17 protein-coding genes are annotated in these 14,892 nt (G+C 67.4%); 5 read left to right on the top strand and 12 right to left on the bottom strand.

Annotated elements, in window-relative coordinates; genetic code table 11:
• Position 1 precedes the first annotated feature (1 nt).
• From EV580_RS30410 to EV580_RS30390, 5 genes are all read left to right on the top strand, one after another.
• Entirely contained in the window at positions 2 to 985 is a 984-nt protein-coding gene (locus EV580_RS30410) for an Acg family FMN-binding oxidoreductase (RefSeq protein WP_133696372.1), read from the top strand.
• A 69-nt stretch (positions 986 to 1,054) separates the two neighbouring features.
• A complete protein-coding gene (locus tag EV580_RS30405; RefSeq protein ID WP_133696370.1) occupies positions 1,055 to 1,306 on the top strand; it encodes a dsRBD fold-containing protein in 252 nt (83 codons plus the stop codon).
• Positions 1,307 to 1,382: 76 nt separating this feature from the next.
• Complete coding sequence (locus tag EV580_RS30400; RefSeq protein ID WP_133696368.1) at positions 1,383 to 2,252, top strand: universal stress protein; 870 nt, start codon at positions 1,383 to 1,385, stop codon at positions 2,250 to 2,252.
• Between the two features lie 33 nt (positions 2,253 to 2,285).
• Positions 2,286 to 2,933, top strand: coding sequence for a hypoxia response regulator transcription factor DosR/DevR (gene dosR, locus EV580_RS30395; RefSeq protein ID WP_133696367.1), 648 nt, complete (start codon positions 2,286 to 2,288; stop codon positions 2,931 to 2,933).
• 36 nt (positions 2,934 to 2,969) lie between these two features.
• Positions 2,970 to 4,697 (top strand): sensor histidine kinase, encoded by a 1,728-nt coding sequence (locus tag EV580_RS30390; protein WP_133696365.1) that lies wholly within the window; start codon positions 2,970 to 2,972, stop codon positions 4,695 to 4,697.
• Here EV580_RS30390 and EV580_RS30385 read toward each other — a convergent pair whose 3' ends face one another.
• The 12 genes from EV580_RS30385 to EV580_RS30330 form a co-directional block, all read right to left on the bottom strand.
• Complete coding sequence (locus EV580_RS30385) at positions 4,698 to 5,579, bottom strand: universal stress protein (RefSeq protein ID WP_133696364.1); 882 nt, start codon at positions 5,577 to 5,579, stop codon at positions 4,698 to 4,700.
• Positions 5,560 to 6,552 (bottom strand): Acg family FMN-binding oxidoreductase, encoded by a 993-nt coding sequence (locus EV580_RS30380; RefSeq protein ID WP_133696362.1) that lies wholly within the window; start codon positions 6,550 to 6,552, stop codon positions 5,560 to 5,562. Before EV580_RS30380 ends, EV580_RS30385 begins: the two co-directional genes overlap by 20 nt.
• A 74-nt stretch (positions 6,553 to 6,626) precedes the next feature.
• Complete coding sequence (locus EV580_RS30375) at positions 6,627 to 7,364, bottom strand: SDR family NAD(P)-dependent oxidoreductase (RefSeq protein WP_133696360.1); 738 nt, start codon at positions 7,362 to 7,364, stop codon at positions 6,627 to 6,629.
• On the bottom strand, positions 7,361 to 7,819 hold the full coding sequence (locus EV580_RS30370; RefSeq protein WP_133696359.1) for a nuclear transport factor 2 family protein: 459 nt from the start codon (positions 7,817 to 7,819) through the stop codon (positions 7,361 to 7,363). Before EV580_RS30370 ends, EV580_RS30375 begins: the two co-directional genes overlap by 4 nt.
• A gap of 2 nt (positions 7,820 to 7,821) precedes the next feature.
• Positions 7,822 to 8,025, bottom strand: a complete 204-nt coding sequence (locus tag EV580_RS30365; protein ID WP_133696357.1) for a (2Fe-2S)-binding protein — start codon at positions 8,023 to 8,025, stop codon at positions 7,822 to 7,824.
• Between the two features lie 11 nt (positions 8,026 to 8,036).
• Positions 8,037 to 8,633, bottom strand: a complete 597-nt coding sequence (locus EV580_RS30360; RefSeq protein ID WP_133696825.1) for a fatty-acid--CoA ligase — start codon at positions 8,631 to 8,633, stop codon at positions 8,037 to 8,039.
• A 56-nt stretch (positions 8,634 to 8,689) separates the two neighbouring features.
• Entirely contained in the window at positions 8,690 to 8,992 is a 303-nt protein-coding gene (locus EV580_RS30355; protein ID WP_133696355.1) for a hypothetical protein, read from the bottom strand.
• Positions 8,993 to 9,008: 16 nt separating this feature from the next.
• Positions 9,009 to 10,502: a class I adenylate-forming enzyme family protein gene (locus EV580_RS30350; protein WP_133696354.1), complete on the bottom strand. Its 1,494-nt coding sequence runs from the start codon at positions 10,500 to 10,502 to the stop codon at positions 9,009 to 9,011.
• Between the two features lie 27 nt (positions 10,503 to 10,529).
• On the bottom strand, positions 10,530 to 11,252 hold the full coding sequence (locus EV580_RS30345; RefSeq protein WP_133696352.1) for a hypothetical protein: 723 nt from the start codon (positions 11,250 to 11,252) through the stop codon (positions 10,530 to 10,532).
• Positions 11,249 to 11,944, bottom strand: coding sequence for an Rv1363c family protein (locus EV580_RS30340; RefSeq protein WP_133696823.1), 696 nt, complete (start codon positions 11,942 to 11,944; stop codon positions 11,249 to 11,251). Before EV580_RS30340 ends, EV580_RS30345 begins: the two co-directional genes overlap by 4 nt.
• A 307-nt stretch (positions 11,945 to 12,251) precedes the next feature.
• Complete coding sequence (locus tag EV580_RS30335) at positions 12,252 to 13,697, bottom strand: FadD3 family acyl-CoA ligase (RefSeq protein WP_133696350.1); 1,446 nt, start codon at positions 13,695 to 13,697, stop codon at positions 12,252 to 12,254.
• Positions 13,694 to 14,884: an amidohydrolase family protein gene (locus EV580_RS30330; protein WP_133696349.1), complete on the bottom strand. Its 1,191-nt coding sequence runs from the start codon at positions 14,882 to 14,884 to the stop codon at positions 13,694 to 13,696. Before EV580_RS30330 ends, EV580_RS30335 begins: the two co-directional genes overlap by 4 nt.
• Between the last annotated feature and the right edge of the window lie 8 nt (positions 14,885 to 14,892).

Raw genomic sequence — 14,892 nt, 5'->3', positions numbered from 1 at the left:
CATGGCCACGGCGCCGCTCGATCCTCGAATGATCGCCAGAGCGGTCGAATTGGCTTGTCGTGCACCGTCGGTGCACAACAGCCAGCCCTGGCGCTGGGTCGCCGACGGACCCACGCTGAAGCTGTTTCTGGATACCACCCGGGTGCCGCACGCCACCGACCCCTCCGGCCGGGAGGCGATCATCAGCTGCGGCGCCGTGCTCGACCACCTGCGGGCAGTCCTCGCGGCCACCGGGTGGCGTGCCGAGATCGCCCGATTCCCCGATGCCGCCGACCCCCGCCACGTGGCCACCGTCGACGTCAGCCCATCGGAGTTCGTCGGCGAGATCGATCGTGCCCGCGCCGATGCGATCCTGACCCGGCACACCGACCGGTTGCCGTTCACATCACCACCGAACTGGGCTGTCTTCGAACCGGTGCTGCGCGGCATCGTCGACGCCGAGCGGACCACGCTGCACGTGTTGCCCGACGTGGTGCGTCCACAGCTGGCTCAGGCATCGCGGCTGACCGAATCACTGCGCCGCTACGACTCCTCGTATCAAGCCGAATTGTATTGGTGGACAGCACGATACGAAGTATCTGACGGGGTGCCATACACCACACTGGTGTCGGGGGCCGACCGGGACCGGGTCGATGTCGCGCGCACGTTTCCCACCGGAGAGCACCCGGACCGGCGACCGGAGGTCGATCACGACCGGTCCACGATCCTGGTGCTGTCGACCTTCGGCGACTCCCGTCTGGACGCGCTCGCATGCGGCGAGGCGCTCTCGGCCATCCTGCTGGAGGCGACCGCGGCCGGACTTGCCAGTTGCACGCTGACCCACATGACCGAACTCGAGGCCAGTCGCGACATCGTCCGCGCCCTGACCGGCACCCAGGACCACCCGCAGGTGCTCATCCGCGTCGGGCTGGTGCCCTCGATTGCCCAGCTGCCGCCGGCCACTCCCCGCCGGCCGCTGGCGGATGTTTTGGAATTCCGCCGCTGAACTGGGGACTTCAGTCCCTACCGGCCTCGATGGCCGAGTGGTCGGATCGAAGTGAACGAGGGGGAGATCATGGAGCACGACGAAACCAAGCATTCCGCGGTTCTGATCGCCGTCGACGAGGACAGCGACCGTACCTGCGCCACCGCACACCTGAGCTGGCGAAGCACCGCATTGATCGGGACGGGAATCGCCCGCATGCGGGCCGGCGACGCGCATGCGGTCGAACTCCGCGACGAGGTGGCCGTCGCCCGGGCGTTGTCCAACCTGGCCAGCCAGCTGTTCGCGACGTCCATGTCGGAGATCGAGACCGCCGCCGGCTGACCGCCGCTGCGTGGTTTTCCACCACAACGGCCTGCACGTCGGCACAATGGAAGCCGTCGTCCCCGGGGAGTCACCGATGCCCGAACCGTTCACACCGCCGTCGATAGTCGTCGGCGTCGACGGGTCCAGGGCGGCCGTGCGCGCCGCGCTGTGGGCCATCGACGAGGCGGTCAGCCGCGATATCCCGCTTCGACTCATGTACACGATCGACCCGTCCGGCTCCGGCGCGAGCGATTCGCAGGAGGAGGCGAGCCAGCAGGCCAGCGCCGAACTTGCGGTGCGGTACGCGGCCAACGCGGTCGAGTCCACCGAGCGGCCCGTCAAGGTCGAGATCGACATCCTCTCCGGCCACCCGGTCGCCACGCTGGTGGAGGCGTCCCGCTTCGCAGCGATGGTCTGCGTCGGGGCGGTGGGGCTCAAGCACTTCGACCGCGACCGCATCGGTTCGACCGCCACCGCGCTGATCGCCTCCGCGCACTGTCCCGTCGCCATGGTGCGCGGCTCGGAACGGGCCACCGCACCCGGCGTGGGCTGGGTCGTCGTCGAGCTCGACGAATCCCCCGACAGCGCGGCCGTTTTGCAGTCCGGGGTGCAGGAGGCCCGATTGCGGGGCGCGCCGCTGCGGGTGCTCAGTTCCTGGCAGTCGCGCTACACCGATGTGCACGACACACACGCGGTGTCCGACGGCAACCGGATGGTGCGCGCCCAGCTGGATCGCCGGCTGTCGCACTGGAAGCACCAATACCCCGATCTCGATGCGCGCCCCGTCGCGATCCACGGCAGTGTGCTGAACTATCTGGCCAAGCACGGCGAGGAGATTCAGCTCGTCGTGGTCGGTGCGCGCAACGCGGTGGGCATCGAAGAACTGCTCGGTCCGACGGGGTCAGCGGCGCTGCACAACACCGATTGCTCGGTATTGGTGATCGATCGTCAGCGGTTGTTGTGACCGTTGGCGGCCTTTGCCCGATAGTGTTGGCGAATGGTCAAGGTCTTTCTGGTCGACGACCACGAGGTCGTTCGCCGCGGACTGATCGATTTGCTGTCCGCCGATCCCGAGCTCGAGGTCATCGGCGAGGCAGGGTCGGTGACGCACGCGCTGGCTCAGATCCCGGCGCTGCAGCCCGATGTCGCGGTGCTCGACGTCCGCCTACCCGACGGCAACGGCATCGAATTATGTCGTGACCTGCTGTCCAAGATGCCCGACCTGCGTTGCCTGATGCTGACGTCGTTCACGTCCGACGAGGCGATGCTGGACGCGATCCTGGCCGGCGCCAGCGGGTACGTCGTGAAGGACATCAAGGGCATGGAGCTGGCCCAGGCGATCAAGGACGTCGGCGCGGGCCGCTCGCTGCTGGACAACCGGGCGGCGGCGGCGCTGATGGCCAAGCTTCGCGGTGCCGCCGAGCGGGCCGACCCGCTGTCGGGTCTCACAGAGCAGGAACGAGTTCTGCTCGGCCTGCTCGGCGAGGGACTGACGAACAAGCAAATCGCCGCGCGGATGTTTTTGGCCGAGAAGACGGTAAAAAACTACGTTTCGCGATTGCTGGCAAAACTCGGTATGGAGCGTCGAACGCAAGCCGCGGTGTTCATCTCCAAGCTCGACCAGAACCATCACAGCGAAGACTGAAGCGCCGCTGCCGATCCGGTGGCAACATTGTCTTTCGTGACCGATGACAGAGTCCGGTCGGGGGGGAATCAAAAACCAGCGTCACCGCTGCGGGACACGCTGGGTCAGCTGCGATTGCGCGAGCTGCTGGTGGAAGTTCAAGATCGGGTCGAGCAGATCGTCAAGGGCCGTGATCGGCTCGACGGGCTCGTCGAAGCGATGCTCGTGGTGACCTCGGGCCTTGAACTGGACGTCACCCTGAAAACCATCGTGGACACCGCGATCGACCTGGTGGACGCCCGCTACGGCGCGTTGGGTGTGCGGGGCGACGAGGGCGAACTGTCCGAGTTCATCTACGAGGGCATCGACGAGGAGACCCGCGAACGGATCGGACCGCTGCCCTCGGGCCGAGGGGTGCTCGGTCATCTGGTCGACGAGCCCAAGCCAATTCGGCTCGACAACATCCTGCAGCACCCGGCATCGGTCGGGTTCCCGCCGAATCACCCGCCGATGCGGACCTTCCTCGGTGTCCCGGTGCGTATCCGCGACGAGGTATACGGCAACCTGTACCTCACCGAAAAGGCCGACGGGCAGCCGTTCAGCGAGGACGACGAGGTTCTGGTCGAGGCGCTGGCCGCGGCCGCGGGTATCGCGATCGACAACGCACGGCTCTATGAGCAGTCCCGCACCCGGCAGTCGTGGATCGAGGCGACCCGCGATATCGGCACAGAACTCCTGGGCGGCGCGGACCCGGCACAGGTGTTCCGCCTCATCGCCGACGAGGCGCTGGCGCTCACGGCCGCGGACGCGGTACTCGTTGCGGTGCCCACCGACACCGAACTGCCCACCGACCAAGTCAGCGAGCTCCTCGTCGTCGAAACGTCCGGGGTGATCGGGCACGCCCAGTCGATGGAGCCGATCACGGTGGCCGGCAACGTCATCGGCGAAGCCTTCGCCACACAGACACCGCGGCGCTTCGACAATATCGGCGACGCGCTGACGGCCATGCCCGGAGCGGGCCCGGCCATGGTGCTGCCCTTGCGGACCACCGAGACCGTCGCCGGTGTCGTGGTGATTCTGCGGCGACGGGGCCGCCAGACGTACAGCGACGAAAAGCTGGACATGATGGCGGGTTTCGCCGATCAGGCGACGCTGGCCTGGCAGCTGGCCACCACCCAGCGGCACCTGCGCGAGCTCGATGTGCTCTCCGATCGCGACCGGATTGCCCGCGACCTGCACGACCACGTGATCCAACGGTTGTTCGCCATCGGATTGACTCTGCAGGGCACGATTCCGCGCGCCAAGGTCCCCGAGGTGCAGCAGCGGCTGGTCGCCACCGTCGACGAATTGCAGGGCGTGATCCAGGAGATCCGCACCGCGATCTTCGATCTGCACGGCGGCTCGGCGGGCACCACCCGACTGCGTCAGCGCCTCGACGACGCGGTCGGCGCGTTCGCCGGGTCGGAGGTGCGCATCACGGTCCAGTACGTCGGGCCGCTGTCGGTGATCGAAGCGCCGCTGTCCGATCACGCCGAGGCCGTGGTGCGCGAGGGGATCAGCAATGCGGTGCGCCACGCGAACGCCGAAACCGTGACAGTCACCGTGCGGGTCGAGGACGAGCTGGCGATCGAAGTGGTCGACGACGGGCGCGGCATGCCCGCCGATGTCACCCCCAGTGGGCTGATCAACCTGCGTCGCCGCGCCTATGAGGTCGGCGGAGACTTCACCGTTGGCGATGCGCCCGATGGCGGCACCGCCCTGCGGTGGACGGCACCGCTGCCCTGATCACCGCGCGACGATCACCGGCATCCGCACGCCGTGCACCACCGCGGTACTGACCGACCCGAGCAACATGCCCGCGAAGCCGCCGCGGCCATGGCTGCCGACCACCACCAGCTGGGCCGACTCGGACTGCTCGATGAGCTGATGGGCCGGCCGGTCGGCGACCACCACACGATTGACCACGACATCGGGATAGCGTTCCTGCCAACCGGATAGCTGCTCGGCGAGCGTCTGCTCGCCCAGCGTCTGCATCGCCGACCAGTCGACGCCGGGAACTTCGAATACCCCGGTGTCACTCCAGGCATGGACCGCCACCAATTCGACCCCGCGGAATGACGCCTGCTCGAAAGCGATCTCGATCGCCTTCTGCGACGTCGGCGAGCCGTCCACCCCCACCACCACCGGAGCGGTCGACGGATGGACCATCAACGGATCCTGGTCGTGGATGATCGCCACCGAACAATGTGCGTGCTGCACCAGCCCGGTGCTGACCGAGCCGAGCAATCCGCGCGCCAGCGCTCCGCGGCCACGGCAGCCCACCACGATCAGCTGCGCGTCCTTGGACTGGCTGACCAGCGTCGGCACCACGGGCCCGGACGCCAGCTCGGTGCTGACCTCGACGGGATGGTCCCTGGTGGCGTCGGCGACGACGGCCGACGCGGCGTCCAGGATTTCGCGACCCGAATCCTCTTGCCATTGAAGGTAACCCGGCGGCGTCGGCACTTCGGGGAACGCCATCACCACGGGCGGATTCAGCACGTGCACCAACCGCACCGACAGACCGCGCAGCGCCGCGGTGCGCGCGGCCCAGTCGACGGCGACCTTCGATTCCGGGGATCCGTCGACCCCGACGAGAACGTCGTATTTAGTTGCTGGAGTTGACATTGCACACTCCTTCGAAATCAACGACCTCGGCCAGCGGGCGACGGGGTGTGGCAGGCAGCGGGTCGGCGTTGACCGCGGCCCAGCCCATCCGCAACATCATCTGAGGATAGCCACTGGTCCCGAACACGTCGGCACGCACCGCTTCTCGGGTTTCGGCGATCTCGAGCGGCTCCGTCACCGGGCATGTCGCCAGCCCCATCGCGGTGGCCGACAGCAGCACCAGACTCGTGGCCTCCCCGGCGCGCAGCCGGGCCAGGTCGTCATCGGTCTCGGTGCCCAGTGCGATCAGAACAGCGTTGTCCACGGGCGAGATCGACTGGGCCAGTGAGGGGCCGGCGAACATCCGCGCCGGAAGCGCGGCGTGCGAGTCAGGTGCGGGCGTGTTGCGCGCGGGCACACCGGCCAGCGATCCGTACCGTCCGCTCCAGGCGCTGAGCTCGCTCAGGTAGTCGGTGTCGTCGGCGTGCCGCCGGACCGACTCGGCGATGATCGCGGTGAATTCAGGCAGGAGATCGAGCTGCCGCAGCATCACGCCGGCGCGAGCCGCGCGGGCCCCCATCAAGCTGATGTCACCGTAGGGCACCGGCCATGCGCTGTAGTTGCGTCGGTCCGTGCGGCGCCGGGCGATCGCGGCCGCCAGCGTGATGTCGAGCTCCCCCGCCCGCTGCCGGAATACCTCGATCGACGCCAGATGATTGCGATCGGCGGGATCGGGAAAACGGCGAATCCTGGGCTGCCAGCCCAGTGCGGCCAGCGCGACAGCGCAGTGATGCAGGGTTGCGCCACAGCTGATCAGCAGGTCGCGACGGTCGGGGTCGGCCTTGGGCAGATGCCGGCTCGGGTCGGCATAGAGGTGCAGGCTGTCTGGCCCGACGCGCCAGTGCCACGGCTGCGAGTTGTGCACCGAGGGTGCCTGCGTCGCGAGGGTCAGGACGGCCCGAACCGTGTCATGGTCAGGAAACTGCAAACTCATGACTCCACTGTCGCCTGGCACAGGAGAATCTGACAGAGACGTAAGTCCCAAGCTCTGAGGACTTGTGCGGCCCGTCAGGGATGCCTGCTGGTCACTCCCCCGTCGACCACCAGGTGCGACCCGGTGACGAACGACGCCTTGGGCGACATCAGGAACGCGACGGCGGCGCCGACCTCCTCGGGACTGCCGAGGCGCCCCAGCGGCGCGGCGGCCTCGAAGCCTTGGCGCACCTCGTCGATGTCGATCGCGATCTGCAGCATCGGGGTGCGGATGAACCCGGGGCAGACCGCGTTGACCCGGATACCTTCGGGGCCCAGCTGAGCGGCCATCGAACGGGTCAGCCCCAGCAGGCCGGCCTTGGATGCGCAGTAGGCGGGGATGAACGGGTTGGCGGTCAATCCCTCGATGCTGGAGATCCCCACGATGGCGGGCCCGGCGCCGGCGCGGGCAGCCTCCTGCAGGTGCGGCAGGATCAGCTGCGCCAGGATCGCCTGGGCCTTCAGATTGACGTCGAGCACGGCATCCCAGGATTCCGCGGTGAAGGCCCCCACCGGTTCCGGAATGACCCGCCCGGCGGCATGCACCAGCCCGTCGATTCCGTCGAGCGCCGCGGCGGCGGCGTCGACTGCCGCGCTCAGAGCGGCGTCGTCGCAGACATCGACAACGGCGTGCGGCATGCCCAGTGCGTCGGCGACCTCGGCGACCGCGGGCGCGATGTCCCACAGCGCGACACGGCGACCGTCGGCGATCAACGCCTCGGCGGATGCCCGGCCGATTCCCGATGCTGCTCCGGTGACGATGACACCACTCATTTGTCGGCCTCCTCCATCAGCTCCGCCCGCCGGCGCGGACTCGGCGGATTGGTGAACCAGAGGTTCTCCTCGCGTAGCTGCCTGCTGCGCCATCCGCTTTCGGTGCGGACCATAACGTGGTGGTAGTAGCCGCCGCATGCGCTTGTCTCAGTCGCACCGGGCAGCAGCATCGGGTTGTAGAACATCGCCCGCACGGTTGCGGTGTCGCCGTCGATCTCGGCTTCGATGTTGGTGACGAAGTGCTGGGTCATCGGCATCAGCGTCAGCGAGCGCTCGAGCCAGGTGCAGACCTCGTCGCGGCCCGCCGACGGTCCCCCGATGGAGCTGTAATCGAGGTGAGCGTCGTCGGTGAACAGCGACCGCAGCAGGGCCCAGTCCTTGCCGTCGACGGCGCGTGCGTAGCGGTGGAGCACCGAGGCGATCTCGAGTTCATCGCTGATCCGCTGGATGTCCATGTTCACCTCTTGTGTAGGAAACCCTTGTGGCCCTTGGGCTCTGCCGTGCCGGCGGCTTCGATGATGGCACGCACCGTGCGGCGGCAGCGACCGCACTCCGCCCCGGCGCCACAGGCCCCGGCGACCTGTTTGGTGGTGGTCGCCCCGGCCTCGACGGCTTCGGCCACCACCTGGCTGGTGACACCGTTGCAGAGACAGACGAACATCGACGCGACCCTCAGGCGTCCTCGTCCAGGCGCATGATGTGCTGCATTCGACCGACGAACACCGGCGGGTAGGCGCCGATCCCGGTGCCGCCCATCCACTCCGCCGCCGCGACGTCGGGGTGGTTCACCCACGCGATCGCGTCGGCCTCATCGTCGAGTTCCTGCAGGATCATCAGCTCATGGTCGTCATCGAAGGCCTGAAAGATCCGGACCGCCCGGACACCGGCGGCCGCGAAGCGGGGCAGCCCGTTGTGGACACCGTCGATCAGCGCGGGGACATCCTCGATCGCGGCGATCGCCGCGACGATCACCCCCGGCGCGGCGCCCTCGGGGGGTTCGACCAGGGTGACCTTGTCCACCGTCTCCCCCGCGAAGATGGCGGGGAAGTCCTCGATGCCGACGGAGTCGAACCAGTTGAGGAAGACCCGGGACCGCAGCACCTCGAGGACGGGTTCCTTGCTGCGCAACGAGATCGTCACCATGACCCGGCCCGGATCCCGCGTCGAGGTGTAGACGAGAACGTAGTGGGCGCCGAGGTCGACGAGCGCGGGCTTGCTGCGCTGGAGCACGGGCCAGACCCGGCTCGGGTCGGGAACCCGGTAGTCCATGGCGAGGACGAGCGTGTGGGTCTGGCCCTGCGCCGTGCCGTCCACGCCGACGCCGTCTAGTCGCTGGCCGGCAGCGGTTTGGCGGTCTTCTGCTCCAGCAGAGTGGTGCCGACGCTCAGACTGCCTGCCCCGGCCTTGGTGACCAGGAGTTCGGCGCCGGCTTCGTCGACGTAGCGCTTGCCCATCACGGTGCCACCGGAGAACTCGGGATCCAGTTGGGCCCCTTCGGTTTTCTCGGCGTCCATCGGGATCATCGCGACGCCGCCGGCGCGCAGGTCGTCGAGGCTGTCCGACGAGCGCACGACGATCACCTGGGTGTCGCACACCTGGCTCTGCAGGCGGGTGCCGGTCTTGATCATGGTTGTCCTCCTGGGATTAGTTGGGCGTCGGCGACTTGAGCTCGTCGGCCAGTTGGCGGCGAAGCACCTTGCCGGTTGGCGTGGTGGGCAGTTCGTGGCGGAACACCACCCGGTCGGGAGTGCGCGAGCCGCGCAGCTGGGTGCGCACATGAGCGCGCAGGTCCTCCGGGTCGGGGGTGATGTGGGCGACCGGGACGACGACGGCGACCATGATCTGGCCCCATTCGTCGTCCTCGACACCGACGACGGCGACGTCGCGCACGTGCGGATGTTCGACGAGCACATCCTCGACCTCGGCCGGGGCGATGTTCTCGCCACCGCGGATGATCGTGTCGTCCGAGCGCCCGCCGATGAACAGGTAGCCCTCGGCATCCAGATAGGCGACGTCTTTGGTCGGGAACCAGCCTTCGGCGTCGAGCACCGAGCCGATCTCGGCGTAGCGGCCCGACACCTGATCGCCGCGGACGTACAGCTCGCCGACCTCCTCGGGCCCCAGGACCGTGCCGTCGTCGGCGCGAATCTGGACCTCGATACCCGGCACGGGCTGGCCGACCGAGCCGAGGCGCTTGCGGGCGGACTCGTCCTCGGCCTCGTGGGCCGCGCGATGGTCGTCCGGGGTGAGAACCGCGATGGTGGAACTGGTTTCGGTCAGGCCGTAGGCGTTGACGAAGCCCACGCCGGGCAACAGACCGAGCGCCTTACGCACCAACGGCAGCGCGACCTTGGAGCCGCCGTAAGCCAGGGTGCGCAGCGCGGGCAGCGGGGTGGGGTTGGCCTCGAGCTCGGTGATGATGCGATCGAGCATGGTGGGCACCACGGTGGCACTGGTGACCGCCTCGGCCGAGGCCAGCCCGATCCACTTCAGCGGATCGAACTTGCGCAGGTACACCATCTTTCGGCCGGCGTACAGATTGGACAGCGCCGCGCCGACTCCGGCGATGTGGTAGGGCGGCACGCAGATCAGCGCGGCATCCCCCGGCTCGGCGGAGGCGAACTCCACGGTGCCGGTGACATAGCTCGTGAGGTTGTTGTGGGTCAGCTCAACGGCTTTGGGTCGCGACGTGGTGCCCGAGGTGAACAGCACCACCGCCACATCGTCGGGGTCGGGAAACTCGGCGGCCGGCTCGGCCGTCTCGGCGGCGGCCAGGAATTCCTGCGATTCCATCCGTGCCGTCCCCAAACCCGCAACCACATCGGCGTATTCGGCGTCGAAGACGATGAGCGGGTCCGGCAGCCGCTCGATCAGCTCGGCCAGCGCCTCACCGGAGAGCCGGTAGTTCAGCGGCGTGAAGGCACGTGCGGCGCGGGCCGAGGCGAAGATCAGCAGCGGCAGCATGGCACCGCCGAGACCGACGTAGACGACACTGCCCGCGCCGGAAGCGGCGATGACGCCCGCCCCGCCGTCGGCCAGCGTGTTCAGCTCGCCCACCGTCAGCCGCTGGTCGTCGGTGACAACCCCGACTCGCTCAGAGTCGGAAGCCGCCATCTCCAACAACAGTGCCACGCTCATTGATCGACCTCTCCTGCCGTCGCGCGCCTAGACCGGGTTGAATTCCGAGATCAGCCAACGACCGTCGGTCTTGGTCAGCTTCACCACCACGCTGCTGGTCGCCAGCGCCGGGTCGGGCCGGTCCTTGCTCGTCGTCACCTGGTTGACGAACACCAGCACCACCGCATTGTCGGGATGCAATTCCGAGACCGCTGCGCGGGCGACGGTCGCCTCGGTCTTGACGCCCTTCTGCTTGGCTGCCGGCGCCACGATCTGGTCGGTGAATTGGCTGTAGTACTTGAGGAATTCGCCGGTGAGGTGCGCCTTGGCGTTGGCCAGGTCCTTGTCGAGGGTCTCCGGCGCGTAGGACAGCAGGGCGACGGTGCCCCCGCTGGCCGCGTCCTTGACCTCTTTCTGCCGCTCCTGGATCTTGCTGTCGACCGAACCCACGCTGAAGGGGTTCAGGCCGAAGGCCCGCTGATCCGGGCGGTAGAGCCACCAGTACACCGAAGCCGAACCGGCGATGGAGGCCACCAGCAGCACCACAAGGACGATCGCTGCGATCAAGCGACCTTTGCCGCGCGCTTCCTGGAATTCCTGTCCCGGCGCGACGAATTCGGCGGCATCGTCCTCGTCGCTGTCCGTCGACTCGTCGCCGTCAGCCGCCTTCGTCAAACTGATCTTGTCGGCCTCCGGGGCGTCGATCTCGGTCGCGGAGCTCTCGGTGATCTCCGCCTCGGTGGCGTCTACGTCTTTGTTGTCACTGCTCATGGCACGAACTCCACATTCGACATCTTGTATTTGTCCCCATCGCGCGCCACTGTGACGCTCATTCGCCAGGCGCGCGGATCCTGATGTGCCCCATTGGCATTGGTCACGGTCGAGGACGCCGCCAGCAACACCACTCCGCCGTCGGGGGTTTCCTTCTCCAACGAAGCCGACTTGATCGATCCGACCGTCACCGCTTTGGACTGCTGTGCGGTCTTCACGAAATCGTCGGCACCCCTGGAGAAATCGTCCCTGAAGGTTCCGGTCGACAGATCGATCACGTGTTGGACATCCTGCTGGGCGCGGTTGTAGTCGATCGACAACAAGGCCGTCACGCCCGTGCGTGCGGCGTCGACGAGCTCGGCCTGATGGTCCCGCTGGGCGGTGACCTTCTGATGGCCAACCACCATCAGGCCCGTCATCACCAGCGATGCGATGGCCACCACCGCCACCACGACCACCGCGACCAGCACCGCGCCGATCCGCGACCACCAGCCACGGGGCTCGAGCTCTACATCCTCGATGGGCTCAGCCGCTTCGGTGTCTTCGGCGGTGTCTTCTTCCGGCTCCGAACCGCGCAGCCGTGCGGCGGTCGCTTTGGCGCGCGCCGCCTCGGCGCGGGCTTCGGCCTCGGCCGCTTCGGCCTCGGCGAGTTCGGCCAGCACGGCGGCCTCTTCGTTGACGTCAGCCACCATGGCACTCACACATGTCACACGTGCTCGGCACGCGGCGCGCTGCAGCAGCTATGCGTCGCATGTCGAACTCCTCTCTGGTCCAAACATCCCGCCAGCGTACGGGCGGGGGCTGAGCGGTCTGCCCTGGCCGCCGCTCATTGTCGACGACGCACCGGCAACGCCGGGCGCAATCACGCCGACACGCGCGGCCGGCGCGGGATATCTGGTGAGAATGACATTATCACCAGGCGATAAGTTGGTCGGTCGCACTGGCGTCGATGCGGCTTGAATTCCGCCATCATGGTGCGGAAATGATATTTCCGGCAATTCAGCGCAACTGGTCCTTCATCACCTTGCCGGTCGCATTGAGCGGCAGCGCGTCGACGAAGGCGACGACCCGGGGCACCTTGAATCCGGCCATCCGGTCCTTGCTCCAGCTGATCAGACCCTCGGCAGTGAGGTCCGCATCCCCCTTGAGCACCACGAACGCCTTGCCCACCTGGCCGAGCCGTTCGTCGGGAATGCCGATGACCGCCGCCTGAGCCACGGCGGGATGCTCCATCAGGAAGCCCTCGATCTCGGCCGGGTAGGCATTGAACCCGCCGACGATGAACATGTCCTTCTTGCGGCCGACGATCTTGAGTCGTCCGGATTCGGTGAAGCTGCCCAGGTCGCCGGTGTGCAGCCAGCCGTCCGCGTCGATCGCCTCGGACGTGCCGGCCGGATCGTCGAAGTAGCCCTGCATCACGCTGTAGCCGCGCACCAGCACCTCGTCGTCGTCGGCGATGCGCACCTCGACCCCGTCGCAGGGCAGGCCCGCCGTGGTGGCGACGTCTTCGAACGAGTCCCCGGGTCGCGACAGCGTCGCCGTGCCCGCCTCGGTCAGTCCGTAGCCGGTGGCCAGCGTCTGGAACGGCAGCTCTTCGTGCACCCGCCTGATGAGTTCGACGGGGATGTCGGCGGCACCGGTCACCCCGGCGCGCAGCGTGGCCAGCGCGCTCTTGTCCGGCACTGCCAGCAGCGAGTGATACAGCGTCGGCGGGCCGGGCAGCATGGTGATGCGCTCGGTGGCGATCAGCTCGACCACGCGGTCGACATCGAACACCGAAACCGGCACCATCGTGGCGCCACGGATGAACGTCGCGATGCAGCCGGCCTTGTAGCCAAAGGTGTGGAAGAACGGATTGACGATCAGATAGCGGTCACCGCGGCGCAGGTCGGCCAGATCGCACCACTCAGCGTACATCCGCAGGTTCTGCAGATGATTCATCATCACGCCCTTGGGCCGGCCGGTGGTGCCGGATGTGTAGATGATGTCCGCGATGTCGGTCCCGCTGACGGGCCGTTCGAAAGGGCTCCCCGACTCCAGGAAGCCGGACTTCAGGTCGATCGCGGGAACGCCGGGCGGAGTGGCGAAATCCTGCCCCAGGAAACCCTTCTCGATCAGCACGGCCTTGGCGCCGCTGCGGGTGATGATGTCGGCGGCTTCGGCCTGCTTGTAGCGGGTGCTGACCGGGACGACGATGCCGCCTGCGGTGAGCACACCGAAGGCGGCGATCATCCACTGCGCGGAGTTGGGCGCCCAGATCGCGACCCGGTCGCCCTTGTCGACGCCCAGCTCGGCGAATGCCCCTGCGGCACACCGCACCCGCTGAGCGACCTCGGTGAACGTGAGACGCAGCGGACCGTCGACGACTGCTTCAGAGTCGCCGAACCGGTCCGCCGCGCTCAAGACCATCTCGGGGATGGTCTGCCAGGTTTGACTGTCTGTCACACCGTGACGAGGCGAGACAGGTTGCCGCCCATGATCTTTGCCTGATCATCGACAGACAGGTGCTCCAGTGCCGTCACATAGTGGGTCGGTTCGGCAAGCCCCTCCGGGTGCGGCCAGTCCGAGCCGTACAGCACGTTGTCCACGCCGATCAGGTTGACCAGCTGGTCGATGCCCTCTTCGTAGAACGGGCTGACGTAGATGCGGTTCTTGATCTCTTCGATCGGGTTGCCCAGGAAGGCTTCCGGCGCCTTCTTCCACACCTCGGCCATGGAGTCCAGCAGCGGGAACATCCACTTCGAGCCGGCCTCGACGATGCCGACCTTCAGCTTGGGGTGCCGGAAGAGCGCGCCGTGGATGACCCAGGAGGCCACCGCGTCCTGGATCGGGCGCCACTCGTTGAGGATGCCCATCGCGTTGGTCTGGAACGGCAGCATCTCCTGCACCGAGCCGTCCCATTCCGAGGTGTAGCGCGAGTAGCCGCTGTCCGAGGAGTGCATGCCGACGAACACGTCATGGTGAACGACGCGCTCCCAGAAGGGATCGAACTCCGGCAGCGCGAACGAGCGCGGCCCGCGGAAGCCGGGCACCGGTGCGGGACGGACCAGGATCGCGCGGGCGCCGCGCTTGACGCACCACTCGAGCTCCTCGATCGCCTTCTCGACGATCGGCAGCGTGATCACCGGCGTGGTGAAGATGCGGTTCTGGTAGTTGAAGCCCCACACCTCGTCGAGCCACTGGTTCAGCGAGTGGATCAGGACGTGGATGGCGACCGGATCGTCGGCGAGGCGCTCCTCGATGAGGCTTGCCAGCGTCGGGAACATCAACGAGCGGTCGATGCCGAGCTCGTTCATCACCTCGAGGCGCGGGCCGGGCTCGAAGAAGGCCGGGATGGCACGCATCGGCTCGCCGAACAGCTCGCGCTTGCTCTTGCCGTCGGGGTTGCCGAACTTGAAGTACTCCTCCCACGCACCCGGCTTGGCGACCACCGAGAACGTCGGGTTCGGGATGTAGTTGCTGATCTGGCCGCGCAGCGCGATCTTGGTACGCCCGTTGACCTCGACGTACTGGACCAGGTCCTTGTACTCCTTGGGGAGGTACTTGGTCAGCGCCTCCGGCGGCTCATAGAGATGGTTGTCCGCGTCGAACAGCGGAAACGGAATGTCCACCCGGTGCGACAGCTGCCCCATGAAATCCT

This window comes from Mycobacterium sp. BK086, assembly GCA_004362315.1.
Lineage (GTDB): Bacteria > Actinomycetota > Actinomycetes > Mycobacteriales > Mycobacteriaceae > Mycobacterium.
This window is presented reverse-complemented; position numbering and strand designations above follow the sequence as displayed.

Coding starts and splice junctions, on each gene's coding strand:
- EV580_RS30330 (WP_133696349.1), bottom strand. CDS start 14,884: ATGGGGCAGCTGTCGCACCGGGTGGACATTCCGTTTCCGCTGTTCGAC.
- dosR (WP_133696367.1), top strand. CDS start 2,286: ATGGTCAAGGTCTTTCTGGTCGACGACCACGAGGTCGTTCGCCGCGGA.
- EV580_RS30375 (WP_133696360.1), bottom strand. CDS start 7,364: ATGAGTGGTGTCATCGTCACCGGAGCAGCATCGGGAATCGGCCGGGCA.
- EV580_RS30385 (WP_133696364.1), bottom strand. CDS start 5,579: ATGTCAACTCCAGCAACTAAATACGACGTTCTCGTCGGGGTCGACGGA.
- EV580_RS30340 (WP_133696823.1), bottom strand. CDS start 11,944: ATGGTGGCTGACGTCAACGAAGAGGCCGCCGTGCTGGCCGAACTCGCC.
- EV580_RS30380 (WP_133696362.1), bottom strand. CDS start 6,552: ATGAGTTTGCAGTTTCCTGACCATGACACGGTTCGGGCCGTCCTGACC.
- EV580_RS30350 (WP_133696354.1), bottom strand. CDS start 10,502: ATGAGCGTGGCACTGTTGTTGGAGATGGCGGCTTCCGACTCTGAGCGA.
- EV580_RS30355 (WP_133696355.1), bottom strand. CDS start 8,992: ATGATCAAGACCGGCACCCGCCTGCAGAGCCAGGTGTGCGACACCCAG.
- EV580_RS30410 (WP_133696372.1), top strand. CDS start 2: ATGGCCACGGCGCCGCTCGATCCTCGAATGATCGCCAGAGCGGTCGAA.
- EV580_RS30370 (WP_133696359.1), bottom strand. CDS start 7,819: ATGGACATCCAGCGGATCAGCGATGAACTCGAGATCGCCTCGGTGCTC.
- EV580_RS30400 (WP_133696368.1), top strand. CDS start 1,383: ATGCCCGAACCGTTCACACCGCCGTCGATAGTCGTCGGCGTCGACGGG.
- EV580_RS30365 (WP_133696357.1), bottom strand. CDS start 8,025: ATGTTCGTCTGTCTCTGCAACGGTGTCACCAGCCAGGTGGTGGCCGAA.
- EV580_RS30345 (WP_133696352.1), bottom strand. CDS start 11,252: ATGAGCAGTGACAACAAAGACGTAGACGCCACCGAGGCGGAGATCACC.
- EV580_RS30360 (WP_133696825.1), bottom strand. CDS start 8,633: ATGGACTACCGGGTTCCCGACCCGAGCCGGGTCTGGCCCGTGCTCCAG.
- EV580_RS30405 (WP_133696370.1), top strand. CDS start 1,055: ATGGAGCACGACGAAACCAAGCATTCCGCGGTTCTGATCGCCGTCGAC.